This window comes from Sphingobacterium multivorum (assembly GCF_039511225.1).
In the GTDB taxonomy this organism is placed as follows: Bacteria; Bacteroidota; Bacteroidia; order Sphingobacteriales; family Sphingobacteriaceae; genus Sphingobacterium.
The window spans coordinates 1,441,038-1,466,603 of the sequence record NZ_CP154261.1; the positions used below are offsets into that span (position 1 = coordinate 1,441,038).

The window sequence follows — 25,566 nt, forward strand, 5'->3', positions numbered from 1 at the left end:
GATGCCCACAGCTGAGCAAAAAAATGTAAAAGTTAACTATATACTTTTTCACTCTGTAACAGAGTGTCCTGCATAATCTGTCGACAGGACACTCTGTTGTTCGCTTCTTGGCACTTGAGTGGAGCTGGGTAGGCGATTACATCGAATCGTTATTCATCTCATCGCGCCATTGTCTTAAGTTATCATAAACAACATCGGTGATTCGTACACCATAATTAAGCTTTTTAGCGGAGTCACCATGGGTGTGTATACCGATGATTCTGCTGGCGGTACTGTCAACTATAGCTGACCCACTTGCTCCAGCGCGGGTAGACATATTGTGATATATTCTGTCTTCTTCATATTCTGCAATTTTTCCTACGGCATGTGCCATTTCCTGATCATAATATCCATAGCCTGCCATTTTAACTGCGAGGTCTGTAAGATGTTGGTCAGGAACAACGGCGAATTTAAAAATATTCTGTATTTCTATTGGTTTGGCAAGTTTGATGAGCGCATAATCATAGCGCGCATGTTCTTTTAGTTGTTCTACAGTGGCCTCCTCGGGTTTGGTCAGGAGAGATACGGCGACTTGTTTAAAACCATTGGGGTAACGAAATGCTTTTGCAGATATGGGTTCGTAAGGTTGTTGAGGATCATTAAACCCTGGTGTAAACATAACGTCGCTGGCTTCACCTTCGGCGCTATCGTATAAGTTATGAGCACATGTCAACAGAAGGTCGCTTTCTTTTTCTTTGCCAAATCTTATAAGTGTAGCCGTGCCTATGTATGCGTTTCCAGCAATATTGAAAGACAACATTCCAACTAGATTATATGGATAAATTGTTGTGTCATCGATATGAGTCGGTACGTTACCGTCGATGGGAATAAAAAAATTTAAATTGTTCATAATAATTTATGTTTAACGGTTAAATGTTTTAGTTTTAGATACCATCTTTTCTGCCATCATGATCTCTTGCAGGTGATGTTTCATGTTGGTTGGTACGGTCATTTCCATTTGCAGCGCGCAGAATGGACAGGTAATCTTGTTTTTGAAGAGTAAATCTTCAAATGAGAGTTTAATTTTACCCGTACAGTTTGGGCATTGAAGCCCCGTGTTATTGCTAGTGTTTGACATATTATTTCTCTTTATTTACTTTATTTAATTCGCTAAGCAAACCCAGTAATTGGATCACTCCTGCAGGCATATCACCGTCTACCATACTTAGTTTGACATTCATATTGGCTTTCGTTTTTTCATACGAATCATTTGTCTCGGGAGCTAAGTAAGCTTTTAATCGCGTTGCACTATTTCCTTCTTTCTTAGTTTCAGTCTTTAGAAATGACGGCTTTTCTTTTTCTTTAGAAGCATTAACCGTAAACAGTTTGACTTTCATGTCAAAGTCGGCAGTTTTGATTCGTAATAAGGGAAGTTGGATGAGTGTCAACACTGGTATACTAAATTCCACAGTTTTATCGTTCATCGTATAGCTAAAGTGCACCATCTTGAGCGCATGGATCTTTTTTATATCTCCATCTCCAGGTGCCTCAAAGCCATAATTGATAATGAATTTTGTGATTTTTTCACTCAACTCCATATCGGCTTCAACAACGGCATCCATCGGTGCTTTGAAAAGATCTTTCAATTGATGGGTACTGTTATTTGGTGGTTGCAAGTTCATCATGTTTCAAGAGTTAAATTTTTCATGTGCATCACAATTTTTGCTTGCTGGATCGCTGAAGCGGGCAAGCTTTTTAATTGTTCTGAATCGATGATAACGTTAATTGCGCTTGGCACTGTTTTCTTTGCGTTTTGAAAAAGTATATCCCAATGATCTTCCTGTTCTGTTTGCAAAGTATAAAGGGTCGCCAATGCATCCTGTTGCATTCTGTGAGTAACCCAATTTTTAACTTCATTGTGGCCGAGAACTTCTTTTTCAATTTGCTCTTTTTCAAATAGGTAGAGTAAGGATGTCCATGTTTTTGTACTCAGATCCGTCTGTGTCTCATCGCTGTTTACGATAAGCGGTAATAGATATTTTTGAAAACAGTTATCATACAATTTCTTAATATAATCACGAAATGTTTCGGATTGTATTCCCTTTTTTACAACAGGCCATTGTCCATCATCTGCCCTGTCGTTTTCCTCAATCTCGTCGATAAGCTGTTTAATTAATTTTTTCAATCTCACCGCCAGTTGAGATTGGATCTGGGCTTTGAGATAATGAACATCATACTGAAACCGGTTAGTCTGTGGGCTACTGGTATCATAAGCATAATGAAGATCCAGTGTGATTTCCTTGATTTCTGCAAAAGGTATCGGGAGCAGGATGTTGTCCTGCTCACCGAGTTTTTGAGAATACAGGTATGAATTGAATTGTGCCTGTACCATGTCCTCAAGAAAATCTGTAAAAACTTTATTTACAGTCATCTCTTTAAGTGTTAAGTTGCAGGTGTACCTTCAAACCGTAAGATGCCGTCGGCACTAAGTCCTTGTTTGTCATCTTTCAATATAAATTTGGATACGCCCTTGATTTCTGTAGCTTGTTTAATTGTGGCTTTAATTTCCCAAACGGCTTGTCCCTGCTCATTTGTTGTTGCTTGGATAGACTTTCCAGCTCCCGGATCGGTAAACTCGATGCCCGTCACTGGGTCAACGAGACTCAAGTTGACAACCTCATTTGCCAAAAGAAGGCCATCCGCATTTTTGATTGTAGCAGAGATAGGGATGCTGATACTTTCGCCATTTTTATACTTGGAAATATCAATTTGTGGCACAGGAGTAATGACAAAAGTTCCCTTATCATTGGCATCTGTAATACTTGATTGTAAGATGTTGAGGACTGTGGCTAATCCAGCAGGCATGTCGGATTGTCCTGCATGTACAGCGACATTCATGGTGTATTCTACTGAATATTTAGAATCTTGAGAAGCTTTTGAATCTTTTTTACTTGAATAGTTGGCTTTGAATTCTGCACTTACACTAAAAGGGCCTATTCCGAAGCTCGCCTTAGCCGAACCACCTGCATCAAAGGCTGTAGATTCACTGGTTTCACTTACACTGGAGGATGCTGCAGAGATATTGGCTGTAAAATTAATGTCGATGGTATCGATCGCAATGTAAGGAATAGGAACTATTGTCAACAATGGTACGATCAACTTGGTCATCTGTCCATTTTTGTTGTAAAAGAAAGTGACATTGATAGCCTCTTTTTTTCCCGTTTGTGGGTTTTCGTTAAGCCCGACCTGTTGGATAAATTCCCAACTGGTCTTTGCTGCCATTGCCTGGGCTTTAATGGCTGCATCTAGGGGGCCGCCAATTAATGATGAGAAAGGTAGCGCTTGTAAAGCATTCGTTGCTACCGTCGATGGTGTGGTGTCTATTGCCATGATTTTAATTTTTATAATTGTTTATTTTGTTTCAACAATGCGCATGATGAAAAGCTTTAAACAAATTTTCAATTAAAATCCCTTACATTTTAGGTAGATATTACCTATTTGATCAAAACAGGTAATATCTACAGCTCGTAGGATAATAGGCTATAATATGAGTTTGCTCGGGTCAATGATAGCGTTTTGAATAGCATAAATGACCAGTCCAGCGATATTTTTGGTTCCTGTTTTGACAAACATATTGTTTTTGTGCCCTTCCACAGTACGTGAAGTTATAAATAGCAATTCCGCTATTTCTTTTGCTGTTTTTTGTTGGGCAATGAGTTTCAGTACCATTATTTCGCGATCGGTCAGTATTTCAAAGCCACAACTTGGAGCTGATACCCGCGAGGAAATTTGCTCACGAAGTATTTCCAGTTGTTGTTTATAGAAGAAAAACCCCTTTTGGTGCACCTCATATAGGATCGAAAGCAACGCCGCAGGAGCGATACCTTTTGGTATAAAAGCAGCCGTTCCATTTTTGAGCATAAATCCTAACGAAGAATCCTGATAGTGCGAAGAGACCACAATAATCTTGATCTCAGGATGCCTGTCACGCAAATGCTTTATAAGCTCGATACCATTCATTTGTGCCATTTTTAAGTCGACCAGTAAGAGGTCGATCTCTGCTGATATATTTTGTAAGTTGTCCAAACACTCCTGCCCACTGGTTGCGGCAAGTACAACCTTCAGATCCTGCTGCATATTTAAATAGTCCTGCAGGAGTTCGACGATAAGTTGGTCATCGTCTACAATTCCTATTCTTATTGCTTCCATAATTTTTAAAATACAATGATAAATCGAGTGCCTGGTCGCTGCTGTACTTTATATTTTCCATGGATCAGCGCAATTCGGTTGTGTATATTCTGCATGCCTATGCCAGGTTTATCGGAGGGGGTAAATCCAATCCCATTATCAGCGATGTAAAGCACATTGTATCGTGCTGACAAGCGGATATGTACCTCGATCGTGTTAGCATTAGCATGCTTGGAAATATTCGTACAGATCTCTTGGACAGCACGGATAAGATGGAGCTTCACCTCATTTGAGAAATGTTTGACCTGTCGGATATCGGTAATGATGGGGACGTGGAATATTTTTTTCCAAGGGCTTAAAATGTCCATAATTAGGTCCTCAATAGATTTATTTTCAAGCATGGGTGGAAATAAATCGTGTGAGATACGTCGGCCGTCTTGAATACAATGTTCTAGTATCGGGTCGAGTGTAGAGGAAGGAGCTCCTAGCTGAAGCTTCAGTCTTAAAATTGTAAGCTGGGAAAGAAGCGCGTCATGTAGGTCCGCGCCGAGTCGTTTGCGCTCATTTTCAATAGACTCTATCGTGGCACGTTGTAGCTGAAGCTCATGCATACGCTGTAGATTGTAGTTCGCTAGTTTATTTTCATACTGCTGCTTTATATGCAGATAATATATTTTAATAAGGACAAACAAGATGAAGCCCACAAAAAGAATGGCTATTAAAATCCATAAGGTTATGGTGTCTTGGCTTTGCCAGATTGCCAAATAGTCGCTATAATAGACAGATAAAAGAGGCATACAATAAAAAGGTTTACTATCCACAAATAATACTTTGTTTGGGTAGGTGCATTAATAAAAAAGTTGATGGGCAGGTATATAAAGAAACTGAAAGCGAAATAGAAAAGTATACTGCAATTTAATCGCATCATTAACCCTGCCGAGTTTTTTGTTTTCATTTGCTCGATTAAATATGTGGTGGAAAAAATAGTTAAAAGGAAAGCAGACAAAGTACGAGCATACGATTGAAATTCCATGGTCGATAGAGAGGCCAGCATGAAGATTTCCGTTGTGATGTATAAGGCTGTGACCGCCGTCAATATTAGTAATAAAGGATGCCTGAAGGTAAAAATATAGCGAAAATATAATCCTGTAAAAATTAGCATTTCAAAAAATGCATAGATAGGCACCAATAGGAGATTATTAGCATAGTACTTTCCGATCCAACGTGCCGAAAGATCTGTTATTAGGGATATAATCAGGTAGGTCATCAACCAGTTGTTATATCCCTGATAAAATTGTTTTTTCCGACTGAGCAAAATAATACCGCCCATTAATTCTAGGGGGACAAGGAGGGTCAGGTATTCGACAAATTTAATCCACAACATAATTTGCAGCCTCCGAAAGGAGATACATTTCCTCTGTTGGTGAAAAAGGAGGAACAAGTTTTACAGTGTCATAGTATGCCGAACTGCTCTCTACAGCAGTTCCATCATCTTTTTTGAGAATTAAATCTGCTTCAAAGGCGGTTCCATTTTCACTGTTTTTAAGCGCAAAGTAAGCTATTGTTCCCATTTCATCATCTGGCATGATATCTTTGGTAGGAATAAGATAACATTTTAGAAACCCCGTCTTACATCCGGCCTGTTTCGGGATCCAGCATTGGCAATCTTTTTTCCAAGTGGAGATCCTTGTTAATGCTTCGTCGCGAGAAATCTCATCGGATAACTGTGGTTTCGAATATTTCACAACTTCTGCCATTTGCAGGTATTTGCTCAATTCTCCTTTGTATTTACGTGTATCGTATATGTCGGCTATGATAAATATAGTGAGTTTGCCCTTGTAGATACCCGGGTATGCATGGATAAACTTCGAGGCTTTTGTGTATGGGATTCTAAATTTAAAATAATCTACATCCAAAAGTAGATCTTTGAGTTTTTTAAAATCTTTTGTATTGTCATGGATTAGGTTGTCCCATTTTTTTAGGCTTTTGAAAATATCTTTCAAATTCATGGTCAAAAATTAAATATTAGTATTATTTAGTTCGATGTATAAATGTAGTGAAATATTTTACATTGGGCAAGTAGCTAAGGACAATCCATAATTCTCATTCTTAAAGGAATAATAGTGGTTAACTGTCTTTTTCATTTGGATAGATAATATCGAAAGGGCAGGTTTACCTGAAAATGAGATAGGTGATAGGATCGCTCATCCTGGCGAGCACAATTTTGTATCCCATATCCCTTGAAAGCTACCTTACGAAATTTGATTCTTTAGGTTAAATTAATTTTTAAGATAAAGTTTTTTATATAATTTTATAAGCTCATTAGGAAATGACTCTAAATTCTGTTTTTTATGCTTAACTCTAATTAAGTTATGGAATATGCGATAAGAGGCTTTTCAATTGATATATAAAAAAATATGATTAGATTCATGTATACTAATATAATCTATTGCATCCTATCAGTTTTGTTTTTATCCGGTGTTCACGGACAGAGTATATTTTCTAAATTATCCCAAGACAGGGATCTTCTTTTTAATGCGAAGTACAGTGTTGGCCATGTAGAAATAGAATCGATTTTATATAGTCTTTCAGGTAACGCCACAACAAGAAGAGAGAGGTATTATTTTAATGCACAACAAAAAGTCCTGAACGGCCAAACTTATACCGTGGAGACCGGAGCTCGTAGCTCCTTTCAAAATGAGTATAAGGATGATAGCTTGTTAATTAAAAAGACTACCTTTAGCACAGGACCTTATAACCAGCAGGATGAGTCTATTGTTGAATACCAGTATGACCAACATGACTTTTTGATTAAACAAATCAAAACAAAAGGATCGACCAATATTTACAAAGAAATAGAATTTACAAATGATGAACGGGGCAATCCGATCAAACTGGTTATCGATGGAGGTAAATACGGAAGTGAGGTGGCGCGGTATGATTATCCCAATAACAGGGTTTATTGCACAGTTTTGGATGTCAACAATGAGATATTGAGTTCGAGTAAATCCCTTATTGATTTTACGGCTAAGAATCCAAAATATACGTACAACAAATATGGTGATGTTGTGGATGATGACACGTATAAATTCAGTTATAAATATGATAACAAAGGGAATTGGGTAAAAATCACAAGAAAAAGTAAAAGTCGAAATAAGATAGATCATATTATCACACGTAAAATAAGTTATCGCTAATACCTAAGAAAACAAGCTTATTTATTTGGATAAAGATATATTCCAAGAACAGCATTACCCAAACATTAGCTCTATACAAACTTTGCCGATATTTTATATACTAAATCTATTTAATATGAAACAATGCATAAAAATCGTATTTATAGGACTATTCTTGACATTGTCTTTAAGCTCTTGTAGCGAGAAACTAAGTGGAAAGGATCAATCGTCCTTTGATAGTTCTCGTAAAAAAGTAGAAGCAAAGCTGAATGATAAAGAAAAAGCGAACTTGGAAAAAGCCTTGCGGGTAGCGCTATCTGAAGCAATGTGGCTCAAAATGAATGAACCTGAAAAATATCATGAAGAATCAATAAACCATATATCGTTAGGTCTGATCGATGGCAAATCTTACGGTGCTGTATTGGACCTGGCCGATGATATCCTTAAAAAGCAGCAGGAACGGAAAATAGTGCATCTTCAACAAGAAATAGATAGTTTGCAAAAGCAGAAATCTGAAATTGAACGGGTAAAAAAAGACCTGGCCGTCTTTCAATTGGAACCTATTGAATTGGATCTCGAAGATTTTTTTGGCGAGTCTGTCCCAAGAATCATTGTAAGTATGAAGTATATAGGCAAACAGCCGCTAACAGGAAGTCAAGGTTTTTCGTATGTACTGAAAAAACGGTCTTCACAAGCTATTATCAGCGACGAGCAATCTGTTTTTGGCGAATCTGACAGTGTACTCCAGCCAGGTGAATCCCGGGTCAACACGATCGTTTTTAATCAGCAAAAAAAAGAGTATCCTAAACTTTGGAACTTCGCTAACTATCCCGTCAAAGGAATCAACCTGGCAGACTACGATTTGGAATTGATTGTGACAACACAATCCATCAAATCCAATGATCGGGAGACGGTTCTTCCAAAAGGTAGTGTAGCGCTGATCAATGAAAATTTAAAGAAATTGGAAGATGAAATCATCGCATTAAAGAAGGAGAATATTAGCCTTGACGATCTGCAATTGACCTAGTTTTTATCATCCATTCGCCTATTCTGCGCTGTGAAAATTATTTAAAAGGATCCGATAGCACCTTTAATTTATAGGTTATTCGGTCAACGTTGACAACCTGACGAATTTGAGATTAGACGAAATAAATAGGGAGCCGATAGTAACATCAGCTCTCTATGTATTCGTAATTCTCGGAATAATCGTAAACAGCTCCTTTTGTTTATAATCCCGATTACAGAGGTACGTTTATTTCTTGTCCCACCAAACTTTCGATAGGAAGGAGTCGCCATTTGTCATTCGTGCCGCAGCTTCCTTGAGATTCGAAGCGTTCAGCTCAGCCTCTTCACTGGAATAAATCGCCCGACGTGGTATTTGTCCGTTGGTGGAACCTGGGTTAGGACCGGGGGTTAATCGAGGATATCCCGTACGTCGCCACTCAGCAAATGCTTCCATATCCCGGCCAAATAGGTGAATCCACTTTTGTGTCGCTATTTTCTCCATCTTCTGTTCGTCAGTCAGACTGTTTAAACTTAATATAGGTTCGTAGGAAGTTGGAATTGCCGCCATATTGTAGGGCGGAAGTGCCAACGCAGCTTTCACCCCTTCTGTAAAGAATGTTTGGGCATTGGCACTTGTAGCTCCCCAGCCTAATAGAGCCGCTTCGGCTTTGTAGAAACAGATATCCGAATAAGTAAAAGCATAACTCGGAATTGGAGCAAAGCTAAGACTAAACCAAGTTGATTTATTCGCTGTTGAATAATTGGCTCGAATCAATTGGGATAGTTGATTATCGGTCAGCGAGACCCCAATACCTTGATAGGTTGAAACCCCATTGCTAATGACTGGTTCGGCAAGTAGTGGAAGCCTAGGGTCGTTGTATTCTTTTAGTTTATCGACTAATGTATTGGCAAGATAACGTAGATCGGCACTTCCTGTTGTCATTTGACGCAGGATAGGGTTTTGGTTTTCAGCTTGAGCATCGTTGTAAGTTGGCACAGCCGCGTTGTCACTGTTGCTGCTGAATAGACCTACTGTGGAGGTCATGGCTTCGGTAACCGTTTTCTGCGCTAAAGCGGGGTTGGCATAGCGCATGCGCATGCCTAGCTTTAGTTTGAGTGAATTGCCAAATTTTTTCCATTTATCAATGCTGCCTTTGTAAAAGAAATCTGAGGAGCCGTAAGACAGGTCTCCGCTCGTAAGCCTTGCTATAGCTGCATCGACTTTTTGAATGAGTGCCGGATAGATATCTTCTTGCTTGTCAAATTTGGGTGTACGGTTAATTTCCTTATTGGATTTTGTGATCTCGGAGTAGGGGATATCCCCAAACAAGTCTGTAAGGCGTTGATAGAGATAGGCCTCATAAAGTTCGGCAATAGCCAGTTTGCTCCTGCCTTCTGCATTGTCTTCCTTACCGCTCAATTCTTGTTTAATCTGAACGATATTGCGGAGCAAGGTGTAATGCTGTGACCAAATAAGATTTTCGGGTCCTTCAAAATATCGAGATACAGGTACTACCGGCCCCCCCGCCCAATGTTGGATCCAAGAGCCGAACTTGTTGTTGGGTAGTTCTCCAGACTCCTGAAAAGTACCATCACGTAGAACGCGGGCTATCAGTAAGGAAGGATCTACAGTGGTGACAGATGTTGGGGGCGTGTTGATTCGTTCGAAATCTTTGGTACAGGAACCTAGTCCAGCCACAGAAATAAGTCCGACGATGAATGTATTTTTAAATAGTTTCTTTTTCATGATAATAGGTTTACAGGCCAACAGTGAGGTTAATACCGAATGTGCGCATCATTGGAAGGGACGTTGATTCTATACCGATGGAGCTATTGTTTACGTTGAAAGCAGAAGCTTCTGGTGAAAATCCATCCGTTTTCCGTTGAAAGTAAAAAAGGTTACGTCCATACACGCCCAATTTTAGCGAGCTGACGAGTTTATGCGGCATCAGTTTCTTCGGGAAAGAATACGAAAGACTGATTTCGCGCATGGCAATATAGCTCATATCATTGATCATTTCTTCGGATACCATGACCTCTTTGTCACTCGCAACCATGTTCCAATAATCTTGTGCGGCGACCTGCTTACTATTTTTTGTTCCTGTGCTTGTCCAATTGCCTGATCCATCTTTTTGTCCCACGATCCCCTCAGCAATGTAGCTGCCATCACGGCCTTCTAAGGTCTTTTTAGAAGTCCCGTAAATGATTTGTTCACGGTTCGATTGGGAGAAGATCACGCCGCCCTGGCGGATGTCGACAAGCGCATATAGATTGAAACCTTTATATTTAAAGGTATTGGCAAAACCTCCCAGCCAGTCGGGTTGCGCATTGCCAAGATCGGTTTCTACACGCCCAGCTGTGCGCAAAGGCAGCCCAGTCGTAGGATCGATCAATCTATTTCCCTGCTCATCTTTGATCCAGGCAAACTGTGTCCCAATGAGCTGGCCAAATGGTTTTCCAACTTCCGCAACAACATTTATGCCGCGGTCTGTAGCAAGCAAGAAGCTTTCTACCCCTGGATAGAGTGATTCTACTTTATTCCGGTTGCGGTTGTAATTGAAGGTGGTATTCCATTCAAAGCCCGATTCAGTTTTGATCGGTGTTGCGCCCAAGACAAATTCAATACCTCTGTTGCTAATTTCTCCAGCGTTGATCCTGTTTTTCACATAGAGACTAGAAGGGGCAATGGGTACATCCAAAATCTGATTCTTTGTCTTGGCCTGATAGTAGGTAAAAGAGAACGAAAGTCTGTTTTTCAGAAATCGCAGATCTGCCCCAGCTTCGATCGATGTGGTCAACTCGTTTTTCAAATTCGGATCAGGAATAATTTCTGTATACGAAGCCATCGGTACACCACCGTGGGTGTACTGGTTGAGACTATAGGCTCCTGTCAGCTGATAGGGGTTTCCTGAACTCCCAGCTTGTGCCCAAGAGGCCCTTATTTTTGCAAATGACAGGGCTTCAGACTGCCATTTGAAAGCATCCGATAAGACCAAGCTGGAGCTTACCGAAGGATAAAAGAACGAATTATTTTCCTTTGAAAGAGTCGAAGACCAGTCGTTACGGGCGGAGAAATCCACAAACCAATAGTCTTTGTAACTGAATTGACCCGATAGATAAGCCGAATTAATCTTGGACTCGATCAGGTCAAATATGTAACTATTTGTCGTGGTGTTATTGATTACAAAGAGATTGGGAACAATAAATTGATTGCCCGAGTTGCCGGTCATACGCAAATACCTGCTTTGATGGCTGGCCCCTAAGTTGGCACTGAGTTTGATATCGTCGGTCAATTTAAAGTTGGAGCTAGCGAGAACGTCAAAATTGTCTTCGCGGGCACGGATGACCTCTTCTCGGATGTCGCCTTTTCGGTTTAGACTCTGGTAGGTATTAATAGGGCGGTAGCGGAACCGTTGATCGGTATAGAAGTCGGTCCCTCCAGTCGCTGTAACCTTAAGCCAAGGAGCGACGTCGTAACTTAGACGGAGTAACCCTATGATGCGGTCCCGACGATCTTCATTGTGGTTTTCATGAATGGTCCAAAAGGGGTTGGCTGTGGAACTATTGGTGGCATATGTTTTCTCTAATCCTTCCGTCAATCCCGAAAATCCGAGCTGTCTGCTGATCTCCTGCGCGGTCCATTTATACTGGGCCATGATGTCGTTGCCCAAGCTTCGCGGCTGGCTGATGAATAGGTAAGCCGGGTTGTCTGCTGCATCGGCCAATGTAGGCCGGTTCTGCCCCTTTTGGGCGATATAGTTGGCCTTAATGTCGATATGAAATTTATCGGTTATTTTGGCTTGGGTACGTAAACCGAAATTGTTTCTCTTTAATGTATTGGTTGGAATATAACCTTTTACATCTGTATTGGCAAATGAAAAACGGTAGTTTACTTTGTCTGTTCCGCCATCGATACTAAGATTGTTGACAAACTGTTTCTCTGTTTGAAAAAACGACGAGTAGGTATCTGGCTTTGGTGTTAACTGTAAAATGTTGCCATACGCGTCTTCATAAGTCTGACCTTCCATTTTTGCACCCCAGCTAGCCCGTGTTGTGCGGTCACGTCCAGCACTCATTTTAGGCATACCACTGTAGCCATTTTTCAGTGCCTCACTCATGGAGACAATTGTGCCGTCATCTTTTCTAAAGTGTGTAAATGTACCATTCAATCCTTGGCCATAGACATTCTGAAAATCAGGTAAAACCAAGCCATTGCCCAACGAAAAATCTGTACCGTAGTTAAAGCGCGTTTTACCTGCTTTACCGGATTTGGTGGTTATCAAGATAACGCCGTTACTTCCTCGCTGACCATAGAGGGCTGCAGCGTTTGGGCCTTTTAATACCGACATGGTTTCGATGTCTTCGGGATTGATGTTTCCGATTCCGTCACCATAATCTGTTCCCCCCGACTGATTTGGGGACGAAATATTTTGATTGTCTATCGGCACACCGTCAACCACATAGAGCGGCTGGCTATTACCAATAAGAGAGTTGTTGCCTCGGATGACGACTTTGGATGAACCTCCAGCACCAGACGCCGCGCGGCTCACCTGTACACCAGCAACTTTTCCTGACAGGGCATTGGCCACATTCGTTTCCTTACCCTGTGTCAGCTCGTCGCCTTTGAGTTCAGCAACCGTATATCCGAGCGCTTTTTTTTCACGTTTGATACCAAGTGCTGTAACGACAACTTCCTGTAGATTCTGCGCACTCGATTCCAAACTGATGTTGATGGCCAGTTTGTCTCTGTCGGTAATGGTATAATCCGAAAGTTCTCTGGTCTTAAAACCGATGGATGATACGCTGATCTGGTAGCCCTGTCCGGCTGGAACCTGATCGAGCGAAAAAGTCCCATCAGGTCTGCTTGTCGTTGTTTTTTTTAATCCGCTTATTGCGTTACGTAAGGTAACCGTTGCCGAAGGAATGGGCTTCCCAGTTTCATCTTTGATTACTCCATTAATAGAAGCATTTTGTTGGGCGTCAGCAAGAAGATAGCTTGTTGACAAAAGCCCCATGAGTCCAAGACGCAGTGCCCAGTTTACGTCGGCTCTAATGTTGGATCTCAACAGTAGCATAGTCAGGATACTATGCTTGGAAGGTAAATAATTGTGCATAATTTGTGGGTTGATTAAGTGAATTTTATTCGGTTTGTACATGGATGGTTATGCTATGAAGTGCTTGGATATCAGTCAACATGCTGATGTAGGCTGATGCTGTATTTTTATACGTTCCACTATAATATTTATCTTGAATATCTTTGGGATCAAAACTCAGGCGCACTGCATAATTATGGCTGATGATATGAAGCACATCTTGTAAGGGGAGGTTTTTAAAGATCAATTGTTCCGATGTTTTTAGATAAGATCCCCGTTTACTGGATTGAGAAGCATTGATTCGGGTCTCAGCAACAATCTGTTGCTGTTTCCGGTCAATGCTGATTTCCTCATTGGGTAAAAACTGCAGATTTAAGGATTGTTCATTTCGGTAACTCGTATCGCTTTTGACTTCAATACGACCTTCATATAGTTTTATCTTCGTAATCGCGGTACCCTCTTCGTCGACGCTGAAAACGGTGCCAAGTGCCGTTGTTGTCAAACCTGCCGAATGAACTCGGAAGGGCCTGGTCTTATCCTTTGCCACAGTAAATTTGGCTTTGCCTTTTAATAGAATTTCTCGCGAGCTAATCCGTGTGAAATCTGAACTGAATTTTACCTCAGAATTTGGGTATAGTTCGATCGTAGATCCGTCTGGTACTGCAATTTGTTGAATGGTATTACCTGAATTGATGTAATATAAATTACTTGGTTCCTCCTGCGGTGCTGCATGGACTTTATTGATGTTGCGATGTGTGGTGTTATGTTTAGGTAAATAGACCTGATTTAACCCCAGCCAAGCTCCGATTCCAATGAAGATAATAATGGCAGCATATTTTAACCAGTTAAATCGATCCTTGTTTTTTTGCCCTATTTGTTTGAAAATATGCGCTTTTATTTCTTTTTGGTTTTTAAAATCCGAATCCACCTCATATTCTTGCCATTCCGTCTCTGGCATAAGATCCTCCCAATAAAACTCGTTATTAGCTAGCGCGTTTTCTATGGCCGCAATTTCTTCCGCATTGGCTTTACCGCTTAGGTAATTGTCGATCAATTCTTTTGTAATCTTCATCTAATAAGATTACGATCGAAAATGAGGTAGCCCCCAAAGAAATTAAAAAATAATTTGCACCAGTATACTGAACAATAAAGCCTTGCGAATGGTTTTTAGTGCTAGCGTTAGCTGGTTTTCTACGGTTTTCGTCGATATGGCTAGCTTTTTAGCAATTTCTTGGTGCGAAAGATTGGAAAACCGGCTTAGCATAAAGATCTCCCTGCGTTTCTTTGGTAATTTATCGACAATTTCATGAAGTGTGGATGAAAGTTGTTTGGCATAAAAATCATCATGAGGACTATGCCGCAAGACAACTGTCTGATCGTGATCCAAAAGTTTCTTTCGATTATACTCTGCTTTGACCAAATCAATCACTACTGTTCGGGTGATACAGAAAATCTGGGATTCTATGCTGGAATCAATATTTTTGTCACGCATATTTTTCCAGAGTTTGATAAATACACGCTGCACAGTTTCTTCGGCTAGATAAGAAGATTTGGTTTTGTTGAGCGCATATTGGTATACTTTGGAACTCCATAGGTCAAAGTATTCCTCAAATCTTCGGACAATAAACGCATAATTGATTTCCATAGTGTAGGCTTGGAATAAATGAATTTAGCGATAATGCGCTTTCGCTCCAAGTTTTTTAAAAAATATTTTGCCTCCGTTCTTGATGAGTGAGATTTGTTCTCTGAATGATGCTCGATGTACGGTTATAGACTCTCAATTGGGCATTGCGTTTTGGTCGGATGTATTAATACCCTTAGACTGTATTTATACCTCTTCTTGGGCGTTTTGATACGTATGTTTCGAATCTTGTATTTGGACTGGCACAAAGTTTGAATTTTACCCTGCTGTAATACATAAATTATTCACATTAACACATCGACGTATGAAAAAATTAATTCAAACACTGGGACTAGGTATGCTTATTTTAACAGTATTAGTAGGCTTTACATCATGTAGCAAAGATGATGATCCAGCTGATAACGATCTTTTTGTTGGAAAATATGAAGGCACTATTGGCTTTGACGACATGAACAACAACGATAACGATGTTGCCTCGGGAGAAGGAACGGTTACTGTAACAAAAGTTGGCGATACCTATAATTTTGCTTTTGGAAATGGCATTCCTAATCTCAATGGAGTAGATTTTGAAAAAAAGGATAACGTCTTAGTTAATATCGGCTCAGCAGGGACGGGATTTATCCGTATTGATGCCGGTAAATTGACAATTGGTTATACAAAAGACGGCAAGGCATGGACGGCCAATTGTAACCGGAAATAGTCCTGCGAAAAATAGAAATCGCCTGTTTTCCAGGTGAATGTTGTGAATTTAACATTTTATAACATTATTTTCTAAACGATTTGCGGAGCGATACTGTTCTATTAACAAACAATAAAACGAAAATAATTATGAGCGAATTAACATGGAAAGGCCGTTGGAACGAAATCAAAGGTAAGGTAAAACAACAATATGCAGACCTTACCGACGATGATCTATTGTATGCTGAGGGCAAAGAAGACGAATTGGTAGGTAAACTTCAAAAGAAGACCGGTAAAACACAAGATGAGGTAAATAAGTGGTTGAACGATTTGTAGGTTTAGTATTGTGTGATAAAAAGCGGATAACAGTATTGTTATCCGCTTTTTTAATTTATTTGCCCAATGATACCTGTTGAATCCCTATTGCCTTGGACGGATTATTTTCGTTACAAATCCCCAACAGCGCAATACCTTTTATTTTTTGTTAAAATTGAATCGTCGCGCGATGCTAAATCCCCAGCGAAATTGCCCTTTGCCCCATGAGCTATTTGTTTCGCTGATAAACTGAGATTCTTGTATTGCAGTCGCATTGGTAAAATTGAGGTGGAAGATATGGCCTCCGGTATCCATTTCTAGACCGACACCCAAAGCATTATAGTAACGTTGACCACTCACTTCTTCACGGTACTTCTTGTTCGATGCTTTTCGGAAAGGCAATGTATAGTCTGCGACTAGCGCAATTCGATTGCTAACCTTAGCCCGCCCACCGATACCGATAGCGAATACATCATTCTGATCATTAAAAGCCGTGTAATTTCGGTGAAGATAAGAAGGAACTACAACGAGCGAAAGATCTGAACTGAATTTTCGGGCGATGATGAGCTGCGTTACATAACTCAATCGGTCATTGAAGTTCTCAAAGCTTGCTGCTGAAGACTTATCCGTACTAGCTTCCATCGCGGATAGGGTAGTGCTTCCAAAAAAAGCTACGGAAACAGGTATGCTATTGTCGACGGTTTGTTCGATAAATCGGTATTTCACATTACCCTCAAATAGCTGCCGAACAGCCGTTGCGCCCTTCGCGCGGGCGATTCCAATGTTCAGGTTATCGAATAAACCATAATCAAAACCTATTCGGATGTCGGTCGAATTATCGAGGCCAAAGAAATTTTTACCTCCACCCGCGCTGCCCGCGATATCGCCAAAGCGGTGATCTACTCTAAAGTCCATTTCATTACGATGAATTGTTTCTGTGGTCTTGAGATTGATCAAATTGCCGGATTTAAAGGTCGCCGTGACTTTTTCATTTTTGGGTGCATCGATATGGATTAATTTATCGAGATCTTCCTGCGCAAATGACTTTGCGAAAGGAAAGCACAGGAGTATAAGTAGTATTTTTCTCATTTGTAATGAATTCGTATTATGGTTTGTAGGTCGCATCAACGGTGATTTTGACTACTTCGGCGATTTTTTTTCCAACGATGGAAGGAATAGAAATTTTATGATCCGCAAGTCTGACCTGAAAATTTGCTGCCGCCTTTATCGTGCCATCTGTAACAGTAAATGTTGCCTTTGTACTGTAAGGTTTAGTAACCCCATGGATCAGAAGTGTGCCTCTTACGTTCAGCGTATAGCTGCCATCTTTTGTTAATTTGTCCGCGTTGTCGACTTTGCCTTTAAATTCTGATAGGGGGTATTGATCACTTTCCATGTAATTTTCATTGAAATGCTCCTGCATGAGCTTTTTGTCAAATTGAAAAGATGTATTTTTTACCCGAAAGATGATATCTCCGGTTTGAAGGTTCATCGCTGAAGCGCCTAAGGTACTTTTGGCTTCGATGTCTTCCAATGGCGCATTACTAAAAAAGGTGATGCTGGTCTCTTTTGAAACAAAAGAAGCCTTTTGCTGCGCAAATGTCGTCATAGCGATGAGCATCATGAAGAGCGCTATGTACATGTTGATTTTTTTCATATGCCTAACATTAGTTTTCAGGTGAATTCCTTTTGATCCATGCATCCAGCAGTTCTATTTCTTTTGCGGAGAGTGAGCTGCCTAGTGGCATGGATTTGGTCACCAGTACCGCATTATTAATCTTTGCAATATTGTCTTTGACGGAGATATAACCACTGAACGTCCATCGTCCACTTGCCGAACGTCCTGTCGCGTGGCACGAACTACATTTCGTTTCAAAGAGTGCTTTAGAAAAATTTGTGTAGGACACATTTTGGACCGTCACAGTTTCAGTGCCGTTATCCGGATTGTTCGTAAGTTCTTGCGCCTGCTTTTTGGTACAGGCGGAGAAGGAGAGAACCGTTAAGGTAAAGAATAAAATGACTAAGTAACGATCTGCTCTGAGGCAAGGATTTACCGTTTTTAGATTTTGTGCCATAAGTTAGAATAGTTAGTTTGGTTTAGTTAGCAGGGGCCACGGCAGAGTTGTCGTTTACGATTGGCCAAACGCCAACGCGTGGGAAACTTATCCCTTTATTATCTCCACGCTGTATATCCTGGCCGAAGTAATATAAGGGCCATCCTTTGAACGTTAATTGTTTCTTTCCATAGACGGTAATGACAGCGATGTCAGCCGTACGGACAAGCGAAGGCAGAGCTCCAGTCTCTTTTTGAAAGATAGGCCAGATCGCATCATTACTGAAATCTGCAGCAGTATAATTGTTTTTGTTGAATTTGTCGGGTTTAAAGGCATACAACGTTCTGCCCTTATCATCGGTCAGGTAAATTGTTTTTCCGGTTCCTTCGGTATAGTCGCCCAAATAGTTTTTAGTATCGTGTCCGATAAGTTGCGCATTGGCAACCATGAGTAAATAATCTGGTTTGGCCACGTACCATATTTTATTGACAGCATCTCCTTTCACCTGACCAGATTGACTATCGCCTGCATAGTAGTAAAGTGGCCAGCCTTTAAATGTACTTTGTTTGGAGCCATCTTCACGTGTTATTTCACCGAGCAGGCTTTTGTCAATTTTCAGGTCTGTGCTTGTTTCGCTGCTATAATAAACTGGCCAGGTTGCTAAACAGTTGCCGCTGCAGGTCGAAGTTCCTTTTGTATCATTCGAAAAGAAATAGAGTGTTTTGCCGTCAGCATCGGTCAGAATGGTGCCGAATTGGGCATGGGCAGACAATTGCAAACCCTTGTTTTTATGTTCGACATTGCCAGGCTCACTATCGCTTTTTGAACATCCAGAAAATATCGCTAAGGTCAATAGGCCACCTATAAAAGTTAATTTGACTTGTTTTTGGTTTGATTTCATAATGGTATGTTTTAAAATAATGTATTGATATTACGGTCAGGCAGGAGAAAAGGTTGCTTTAAAATTGGCTTGAAAAAATATATTTTTTGGAGGCAACCTTTCGGATTATCCATTCGTATTAGACTTAATACTATATTTATCAAAAGAAAGAAGCAATATCGAGTGGCGATAACAGAAGTTGACGAAAAATCTATCCATATTATTAAAGGATGTATTGATGAGGACCGCAGGGCCCAGAAAGATCTTTACACCATCTACTACGCTATGTCTTTAGGGATATGTCTGCGCTACGCTAATAACAGGGAAGATGCTATCAGTATTTTAAATGAAGGCTTTTTCAAGGTTTTTAAAAACATCAACAAATATGATTTTCAGAAGCCTTTTTCCATATGGATCAAAAAAATCATGACAAATACTGCAATTGATTTTTATCGGGCAAAGATTAAACAGGGCATCTTGGTAGATGTATCCATGTATGAGCATACCATTATTGAGGATGATAGCATCAGTCAAAAGTTAAACTATGAAGATTTATTGGCGATGGTACAGCAGCTTCCACCTGCCTACAGGACAGTGTTCAATCTCTATGCGATCGATGGTTATGGACACGAAGAAATTAGTGGCATGCTGGGAATTGCCATTGGAACATCAAAATCTAATCTGCATAAAGCACGTGGTAGACTGGCGGAAATGGTGGAAGTTCAAGGGGTAAAATTTGGTAAAACGGAGGAGAAAAGATGATGGAAAAGGATAAGAATAAGATTGATGAGCTATTTAAGTCGGGCTTAAGTGATGCTAACTTTGACTTTGATGAATCACATTGGCAAGATATAGAATCGCGATTGGACAATGAAAGGCGTGTAAAGAGACGAAAGATCGTCGTCTTAACGAGCTTGGCCGCTACACTTGCAGCAGTTTTAACGATCTTTTTTGTTTGGAATAGCGCGTTATTTAAAACCAATAATTTACCAGGTGAAATAAATACAGCCGGTATTTCGCCTGAAAAGGAGGTTCCGGAGAACAAAACTGTTCAACCTAAGGAGTATTCGCCAGACGAAACCAAACGGGATCAAAGGTGGATTCCATTTCAACCAATCAAACGCACCAATAGTGTGCTACAGCTACCAAATGAAGCTATTATACTGCAGGATATGCTTTTGAGTAAGATAGCGGATAAAAATACAATAGGGATACAAGACGGAAGGCTGAATACCGCATTTACGATTCCACACATGGAATATAACACGCGGAGATTGCCTCGTTTCAACTTAAAAGAAGAACCCGTCGAAGGGCTAGGGGAACGTCTGGCTACAATCTATCAGCCTAAAGAAAGTCCAGCATCCATGGCACAGGAAAGAGAGCGGTCGGTTGTTAGTTTCTTGGCAGGGCCAGATCTAACAAGCGTGCGAGGGGCCGGCGAATCCTCCCTTAGTGAGAACATCGGTTTGGCCTATTCCTATCCTTTGACAAAAGGATTGCGTGTGTCTGTGGGAGCGACCTATGCTAAAAAGAATTATAAAGCAGCTTATAAATTTTATACGCCATCAAATCCGCCAGAGATGACCCAATTGCCGAGCAATGTGAGCGCTGTATGTGATGTTCTTGATGTACCACTCACAGCGAGTTATACGGTATTGAAAAGTAAAAAAGTGAAGTTTAATGTCAGTGCGGGACTTTCAAGCTATTTTATGCTAAAGGAAAAATACACGTTTGATTATGAGAGCGGAGGTAGCTACGGTGGATCTCAGAAAAGTGCCGTCTATGAAGTGAATGGAGAGAACCAGCATATCTTTGGTGTTGCTGATTTTTCGATCTCCATTGAGAAGAAAATCAACGATAAAATTAACATCGGTGTAAAACCTTTTGTAAAAATGCCATTGACAGGGATAGGCTACGGAAATGTGGATCTGGAATCTAAAGGCGTCGCGTTTACCTTGGGAATGAGTTTGTAGTTCGGATATATTCCATCAAAGATGACAAGTTAAACCTATGTTTAGCGAGCTTGTACGTTTTACTAGCCTGTTTGTCCCCCCCCCCCCCGAAAAAAATTGGTACCTGATCTTTCTGATCAGGCAAATAAGTATGTTTCTTTTTTACTGTATATCGTCATTCACTTCAAAATGCATCTAAAATTAAACTTCTATTACATCTTAAGGTGCTGTACGTATGTGAACAATTCGGTTAATAACTGTTCGCATACGTACATTTCATTTTTTGAAGCAGATCTTAAATCGGCCATATTGGGGCCGCAGGAGGCATAAATGAATTTTTGGCCCAACTGGTATACTATTTGGCACGGAGCTAATAAAATTGATCTTATGTTCTTTATGCATTTTGAAGTTCAATTTTCATTTCAGTCATTCACGGATTGTTGATTTTAAAGTCCGTGAGCAGCTGGATCCGTATTTTTAAGTCAATAGATAAGTAAGGGAAAAAATAACACGATAAAAAAGATAGTATGAAAACTCTCGTAAAAACATTCACAGTAGCAGCTCTACTAGCAGTGTCAACATTTGCTATGGCAGCTGAAGGACCGGGTTCAAAATCGAGCCCAGTCAGCATTAACCTATCTACCGCAGACTTTGCTCTGGAGCACTATGTCGCCGTAATCACTGCAGGTGAATCAGCTGGAGTAGAACAGTTGTTTGCTGAAGACTTTAATCTAAAGGTCCAAACTGGTACTTTGAAGTCATATAGCCGCTATGAAGTGGTTAAATCCTTGAAAAAACAAAAGAATATCCAGCTGAATTGTACGGTTAGCACAGATGTACTTGAACAGGCTACAGATTATATGGTGGCCAGGGTAACGATGAAATTTGAAAATTTTACCAAGACCGATCTTGTTACCCTGGTGCGTGAAGGTAAAGATTGGAAAGTCTCCAAATCCATCAATTCCTATAAATAGAAATCATTGTAACTAAATATATAGGTTGTTTAGCCGCGTCGGGAGATGCGGCTTTTTTTTGGTCAAAAAGCATGATTTGACGAATTTGCCCCTTAAAATAAGAAGATTTTACCCCCCTTCCGTTGTAACGTTTTTGATAATATTGCAAGTGTCAATACGACATTTTATAGTGTTGACAATGTTAAATAACCAAGAGTGTTTGCCTGATTAGATGAATACCCGCTCCAAATCATATAAAAAATAGGTGTAGGGAAAGTCAGCTGGCTAAAACTCAAAAACAGCTAAATAACCAAGTTTAATTATGATGAATTTACCAATCAAAAGTGGATTGTTTGATCCTTGACTTCCCAATGAAACGCAATAATGCTACTTCATATTGCCATATTACGCTTCATCAAAATATTTTAATTACTAAACAGTTTTACTTATGAAAAGAAAAATAGTATTCACACCGTGCTGGCTTTGTTGTATCTGCTTTTTACTTTTAAGCTTACAGCAGACTTATGCGCAGTCAATAACTGTACGGGGCCAGGTTACCGAAAATAATAGGCCACTGGCTGGAGTGACCGTTAAAAATATCGGTTCCACAATACAGGCCCAGACAGATACACAGGGGAAATATACGCTAAGTGCACCCTCAGTTACAGCAGTAGAATTTACTTTCCTAGGCTATGCGAAGCAGCGCTTTGAATTTAGCCAGCTCAAACAGATCGGCCAAGGAAACTACGAGCTTAACGTGCAACTTGATGCTTCCGAAGGAGATGTTTTGGATGAAGTGGTGGTGGTTGGTTTCGGTTCGCAGAAAAAAACAAACCTGACCGGTTCGGTTGCGGTGGTGGATGCCAAGCAACTGGAAAATAGGCCGGTAAGAAATGCGATCCAGGCACTGCAAGGACTGGCACCAGGCCTAAATATTTCCCAAAACTCGGGAACGATGGAAACCAATCCATCCATTAATATCCGGGGGACGGGCACCATCGGAACCTCTTCTTCGGCACCACTGATTTTAATCGATGGTTCTGAAGGATCTTTGGCGGCATTAAATCCACAAGATATCGAAAGTGTTTCCGTCTTGAAAGATGCTGGTGCTGCTTCGATCTATGGCTCTCGAGCGGCTTTTGGGGTTATCTTGGTCACCACAAAAGCTGGAAAAGCCGGAAGAACTTCGGTAAATTATAATAATAGCTTTCGTATGAATGCTCCAACATTAATGCCCAAGATGATGGATTCTTATACGTTTGCACAATACTTTAATCAGGCCGAAGTCAACGCAGGTGGTTCACCACATTTCTCCGCAGAGCATCTGCAGCGTATTTTGGATTATCAAAACGGAAACCTGAAAAATTCGACTATAATCGATCCAAACAATAAATTGTACTGGGCTGAAGGATATGCCTATGGTAACGACAACAACGATTGGTTCGATGTCATGTATCGGGATCAGGCTTTTGCTCAGGAGCACAACCTAAGCCTCAATGGTGGAACCGAAAAAACAACTTATTACCTTTCAGGCAATATCATGAAACAACAAGGGTTGATGGCCTTCAATACGGACCATTACGACCGTTACGCTGTCGCTGCTAAAATCAATTCTAAAGTATCTGACATCTTTCAAGTAAATTACAATGCGCGATTGGTGCGTGAAGACTACGACCGTCCTGCTGCATTGACCAATAGTTTTTATGACGATTTAGGCAGACAGGGTTGGCCAACGCTACCTCTGTATGATCCAAATGGCTACCTGTTCAGTTCGCCCTCACCTGCACTTGCCATGAAAGAAGGCGGACAGGATAAATCAAGTAAGGACTACATTTACCAACAGTTACAACTCATCCTCGAACCCATTAAAGGATGGCGTACAACTGGTAATTTTAACTATAGGACCACAACTCAATTTCGTCATTGGGACTCGCAGCGCCTTTACAACCATGACGTGAATGGTGATCCGTATTTGTATAAAAACTCATCCAATGTCTACGAATTTGGTTTAAAGGAAAACTACTATAACATTAACATCTTTTCCGATTACGATAAGAGCTGGGGTGATCATCATGTTAAAGTTATGGTTGGTGGTCAGATTGAACATACGGCCTATCGCAATCTTGGTGTGCAACGCGACGGAATCATTATCCCGGATCAACCGGTATTAAATCTGACCTCCGGCACCGACATCAATGGAAAAGCAGTAGTGCCTTCTGTATCTGGTGAATATCAAAAATGGGCAACAGCGGGTTTCTTCGGCCGATTGAATTACAATTATGCAGAAAAATATCTATTGGAAGCTAATTTGCGTTATGACGGTTCATCACGCTTCCGCAGCGACAGCCGCTGGGGCTGGTTTCCTTCAGTTTCTGCAGGATGGAACATCGCCAAAGAAAACTTCCTTAAAGATTCGGCACCATTTATTAATATGCTGAAATTAAGAGCTTCCTACGGAGAGCTGGGCAATCAAAATACCGATGTCTGGTATCCGACTTATGTCACGCAACCAACGGGTACAGCCAATGGCGCTTGGCTAATTAATAATGCTCGACCAAATTCTGCTTCGGCTCCAGGCTTAGTAAGTGCCTTATTGACCTGGGAATCCATCAATACCAAAAACTTAGGCGTCGATTTTGCCTTTTTAAATAGCAGACTTTCTGGTTCTTTTGAGGTCTTCGAACGAAAGACATTTAATATGGTGGGGCCAGCGCCACAGTTGCCTAATACATTAGGGACGACAGTTCCTCAAACAAATAATACCGACTTAAAAACAAGAGGGTTTGAAGCTACACTGGGCTGGAATGACCGTACAGCCAATGGTTTTGCATATGGAGCAAAGTTTCTCCTGTCGGATTATACCACAACAGTAACACGCTATCCAAACGCAATAGGGTCATTATCAAACTATCGGGAAGGCCAAAAGTTGGGTGAAATATGGGGATATCAAACCCTTGGTATCGCAAAGACAGAGGAACAGATGAGTCAACATCTGGCGAGCTTGCCCAATGGTGGACAAAATGCATTAGGAACACAATGGGGGGCAGGCGATATCATGTATGCGGATTTGAATGGCGACGGAAAAATAGATGGAGGAAGCAATACGCAGGCCGATCCTGGTGATCGTCGTGTGATTGGAAACAGTACGCCGCGTTACTCCTTTGGATTGAATCTGAATGCGGATTACAAAAATTTTGACTTTAGTATTTTCATGCAAGGTGTCATGAAACGCGACTATTGGCAAGGTGGCTATTATTTTTGGGGAGCGACTTCAAAATGGTGGTCAACGGGCTTGGTCGATCATCTTGATTATTTCCGTACCGCAGACAATCCATTGGGCGAAAATCTGGAAGCATATTACGCACGTCCCGTTTTTGGTACTGCTAAAAATCAACAGACGCAGACGCGCTTTTTGCAAAATGCAGCCTATATCCGCATAAAAAATATTCAGCTAGGCTATACCTTACCGAAAGAAACAACCAAACGTTTTGGTGTGGAGCGTCTACGCGTATACGTTTCCGGAGAAAATATCTGGACCGGCTCAAGTGTAGCGGGAATGTTTGATCCCGAAACTATTGATGGCGGAAGCAATGGAACGGTTTATCCATTGACTAAAGTCTGGTCTGCAGGTTTAAGTGTTACATTTTAAGT

General features: G+C 40.7%; 24 protein-coding genes. 8 read left to right on the forward strand and 16 right to left on the reverse strand.

Going from position 1 to position 25,566, the window contains the following annotated elements; translation table 11 throughout:
* Nucleotides 1-136: 136 nt before the first annotated feature.
* From AAH582_RS05975 to AAH582_RS06010, 8 genes are all read right to left on the reverse strand, one after another.
* A complete protein-coding gene (locus AAH582_RS05975; protein ID WP_343321497.1) occupies nucleotides 137-889 on the reverse strand; it encodes a trypsin-like serine peptidase in 753 nt (250 codons plus the stop codon).
* Nucleotides 890-901: 12 nt separating this feature from the next.
* Nucleotides 902-1,117: a hypothetical protein gene (locus AAH582_RS05980; RefSeq protein WP_201670328.1), complete on the reverse strand. Its 216-nt coding sequence runs from the start codon at nucleotides 1,115-1,117 to the stop codon at nucleotides 902-904.
* Nucleotide 1,118: 1 nt separating this feature from the next.
* Nucleotides 1,119-1,664 (reverse strand): DUF2589 domain-containing protein, encoded by a 546-nt coding sequence (locus tag AAH582_RS05985; protein ID WP_343321498.1) that lies wholly within the window; start codon nucleotides 1,662-1,664, stop codon nucleotides 1,119-1,121.
* Nucleotides 1,661-2,410, reverse strand: a complete 750-nt coding sequence (locus AAH582_RS05990; RefSeq protein ID WP_343321499.1) for a hypothetical protein — start codon at nucleotides 2,408-2,410, stop codon at nucleotides 1,661-1,663. The genes AAH582_RS05985 and AAH582_RS05990 overlap by 4 nt, the downstream gene beginning before the upstream one ends.
* An 11-nt stretch (nucleotides 2,411-2,421) precedes the next feature.
* Entirely contained in the window at nucleotides 2,422-3,369 is a 948-nt protein-coding gene (locus AAH582_RS05995) for a DUF2589 domain-containing protein (RefSeq protein ID WP_201670331.1), read from the reverse strand.
* Between the two features lie 150 nt (nucleotides 3,370-3,519).
* Nucleotides 3,520-4,188 (reverse strand): response regulator transcription factor, encoded by a 669-nt coding sequence (locus AAH582_RS06000; RefSeq protein WP_343321500.1) that lies wholly within the window; start codon nucleotides 4,186-4,188, stop codon nucleotides 3,520-3,522.
* Between the two features lie 5 nt (nucleotides 4,189-4,193).
* Nucleotides 4,194-4,964, reverse strand: a complete 771-nt coding sequence (locus AAH582_RS06005) for a sensor histidine kinase (protein WP_343321501.1) — start codon at nucleotides 4,962-4,964, stop codon at nucleotides 4,194-4,196.
* A gap of 573 nt (nucleotides 4,965-5,537) precedes the next feature.
* Nucleotides 5,538-6,176 carry a hypothetical protein gene (locus AAH582_RS06010; protein WP_333888458.1) on the reverse strand — a complete coding sequence of 213 codons (639 nt, stop codon included), beginning with the start codon at nucleotides 6,174-6,176 and terminating at the stop codon, nucleotides 5,538-5,540.
* 420 nt (nucleotides 6,177-6,596) lie between these two features.
* Between AAH582_RS06010 and AAH582_RS06015 the strand changes: the two genes are divergently transcribed.
* Nucleotides 6,597-7,364: a hypothetical protein gene (locus tag AAH582_RS06015; protein ID WP_343321502.1), complete on the forward strand. Its 768-nt coding sequence runs from the start codon at nucleotides 6,597-6,599 to the stop codon at nucleotides 7,362-7,364.
* A gap of 115 nt (nucleotides 7,365-7,479) precedes the next feature.
* A complete protein-coding gene (locus tag AAH582_RS06020) occupies nucleotides 7,480-8,370 on the forward strand; it encodes a DUF6694 family lipoprotein (RefSeq protein WP_343321503.1) in 891 nt (296 codons plus the stop codon).
* A gap of 225 nt (nucleotides 8,371-8,595) precedes the next feature.
* Here the strand turns inward: AAH582_RS06020 and AAH582_RS06025 are convergent, their stop codons facing one another.
* The 4 genes from AAH582_RS06025 to AAH582_RS06040 are packed head-to-tail and all read right to left on the reverse strand — an operon-like array spanning nucleotide 8,596 to nucleotide 15,086.
* On the reverse strand, nucleotides 8,596-10,095 hold the full coding sequence (locus AAH582_RS06025) for a SusD/RagB family nutrient-binding outer membrane lipoprotein (RefSeq protein ID WP_343321504.1): 1,500 nt from the start codon (nucleotides 10,093-10,095) through the stop codon (nucleotides 8,596-8,598).
* Nucleotides 10,096-10,105: 10 nt separating this feature from the next.
* On the reverse strand, nucleotides 10,106-13,462 hold the full coding sequence (locus tag AAH582_RS06030) for a SusC/RagA family TonB-linked outer membrane protein (RefSeq protein ID WP_343321505.1): 3,357 nt from the start codon (nucleotides 13,460-13,462) through the stop codon (nucleotides 10,106-10,108).
* A 25-nt stretch (nucleotides 13,463-13,487) separates the two neighbouring features.
* Nucleotides 13,488-14,513 carry a FecR family protein gene (locus AAH582_RS06035; protein ID WP_343321506.1) on the reverse strand — a complete coding sequence of 342 codons (1,026 nt, stop codon included), beginning with the start codon at nucleotides 14,511-14,513 and terminating at the stop codon, nucleotides 13,488-13,490.
* Nucleotides 14,514-14,555: 42 nt separating this feature from the next.
* Nucleotides 14,556-15,086: a sigma-70 family RNA polymerase sigma factor gene (locus AAH582_RS06040; protein WP_046672093.1), complete on the reverse strand. Its 531-nt coding sequence runs from the start codon at nucleotides 15,084-15,086 to the stop codon at nucleotides 14,556-14,558.
* Between the two features lie 301 nt (nucleotides 15,087-15,387).
* Here AAH582_RS06040 and AAH582_RS06045 point away from each other — a divergent pair, with 301 nt between their 5' ends.
* Nucleotides 15,388-15,783: a hypothetical protein gene (locus tag AAH582_RS06045; RefSeq protein WP_070565238.1), complete on the forward strand. Its 396-nt coding sequence runs from the start codon at nucleotides 15,388-15,390 to the stop codon at nucleotides 15,781-15,783.
* Between the two features lie 128 nt (nucleotides 15,784-15,911).
* On the forward strand, nucleotides 15,912-16,097 hold the full coding sequence (locus tag AAH582_RS06050) for a CsbD family protein (RefSeq protein WP_046672091.1): 186 nt from the start codon (nucleotides 15,912-15,914) through the stop codon (nucleotides 16,095-16,097).
* A gap of 138 nt (nucleotides 16,098-16,235) precedes the next feature.
* Here the strand turns inward: AAH582_RS06050 and AAH582_RS06055 are convergent, their stop codons facing one another.
* The 4 genes from AAH582_RS06055 to AAH582_RS06070 are packed head-to-tail and all read right to left on the reverse strand — an operon-like array spanning nucleotide 16,236 to nucleotide 19,031.
* The gene (locus AAH582_RS06055) at nucleotides 16,236-17,165 is read right to left on the reverse strand and encodes a DUF5777 family beta-barrel protein (RefSeq protein ID WP_343321507.1); all 930 of its coding nucleotides are present in this window, start codon (nucleotides 17,163-17,165) and stop codon (nucleotides 16,236-16,238) included.
* Between the two features lie 16 nt (nucleotides 17,166-17,181).
* A complete protein-coding gene (locus AAH582_RS06060) occupies nucleotides 17,182-17,733 on the reverse strand; it encodes a YceI family protein (RefSeq protein ID WP_343321508.1) in 552 nt (183 codons plus the stop codon).
* Between the two features lie 10 nt (nucleotides 17,734-17,743).
* Nucleotides 17,744-18,151 carry a c-type cytochrome gene (locus AAH582_RS06065; RefSeq protein WP_046672088.1) on the reverse strand — a complete coding sequence of 136 codons (408 nt, stop codon included), beginning with the start codon at nucleotides 18,149-18,151 and terminating at the stop codon, nucleotides 17,744-17,746.
* Between the two features lie 22 nt (nucleotides 18,152-18,173).
* Nucleotides 18,174-19,031 (reverse strand): hypothetical protein, encoded by an 858-nt coding sequence (locus tag AAH582_RS06070; protein ID WP_343321509.1) that lies wholly within the window; start codon nucleotides 19,029-19,031, stop codon nucleotides 18,174-18,176.
* Between the two features lie 162 nt (nucleotides 19,032-19,193).
* Between AAH582_RS06070 and AAH582_RS06075 the strand changes: the two genes are divergently transcribed.
* The 4 genes from AAH582_RS06075 to AAH582_RS06090 all read left to right on the forward strand — a co-directional run bounded on the left by AAH582_RS06075 (nucleotide 19,194) and on the right by AAH582_RS06090 (nucleotide 25,564).
* On the forward strand, nucleotides 19,194-19,772 hold the full coding sequence (locus AAH582_RS06075; RefSeq protein WP_236586116.1) for an RNA polymerase sigma factor: 579 nt from the start codon (nucleotides 19,194-19,196) through the stop codon (nucleotides 19,770-19,772).
* The gene (locus AAH582_RS06080; RefSeq protein WP_343321510.1) at nucleotides 19,769-20,983 is read left to right on the forward strand and encodes an outer membrane beta-barrel protein; all 1,215 of its coding nucleotides are present in this window, start codon (nucleotides 19,769-19,771) and stop codon (nucleotides 20,981-20,983) included. The genes AAH582_RS06075 and AAH582_RS06080 overlap by 4 nt, the downstream gene beginning before the upstream one ends.
* Nucleotides 20,984-21,489: 506 nt before the next feature.
* Entirely contained in the window at nucleotides 21,490-21,936 is a 447-nt protein-coding gene (locus AAH582_RS06085; protein ID WP_343321511.1) for a nuclear transport factor 2 family protein, read from the forward strand.
* Nucleotides 21,937-22,363: 427 nt separating this feature from the next.
* Nucleotides 22,364-25,564 carry a SusC/RagA family TonB-linked outer membrane protein gene (locus tag AAH582_RS06090; RefSeq protein WP_343321512.1) on the forward strand — a complete coding sequence of 1,067 codons (3,201 nt, stop codon included), beginning with the start codon at nucleotides 22,364-22,366 and terminating at the stop codon, nucleotides 25,562-25,564.
* The last annotated feature ends 2 nt before the right edge of the window (nucleotides 25,565-25,566 follow it).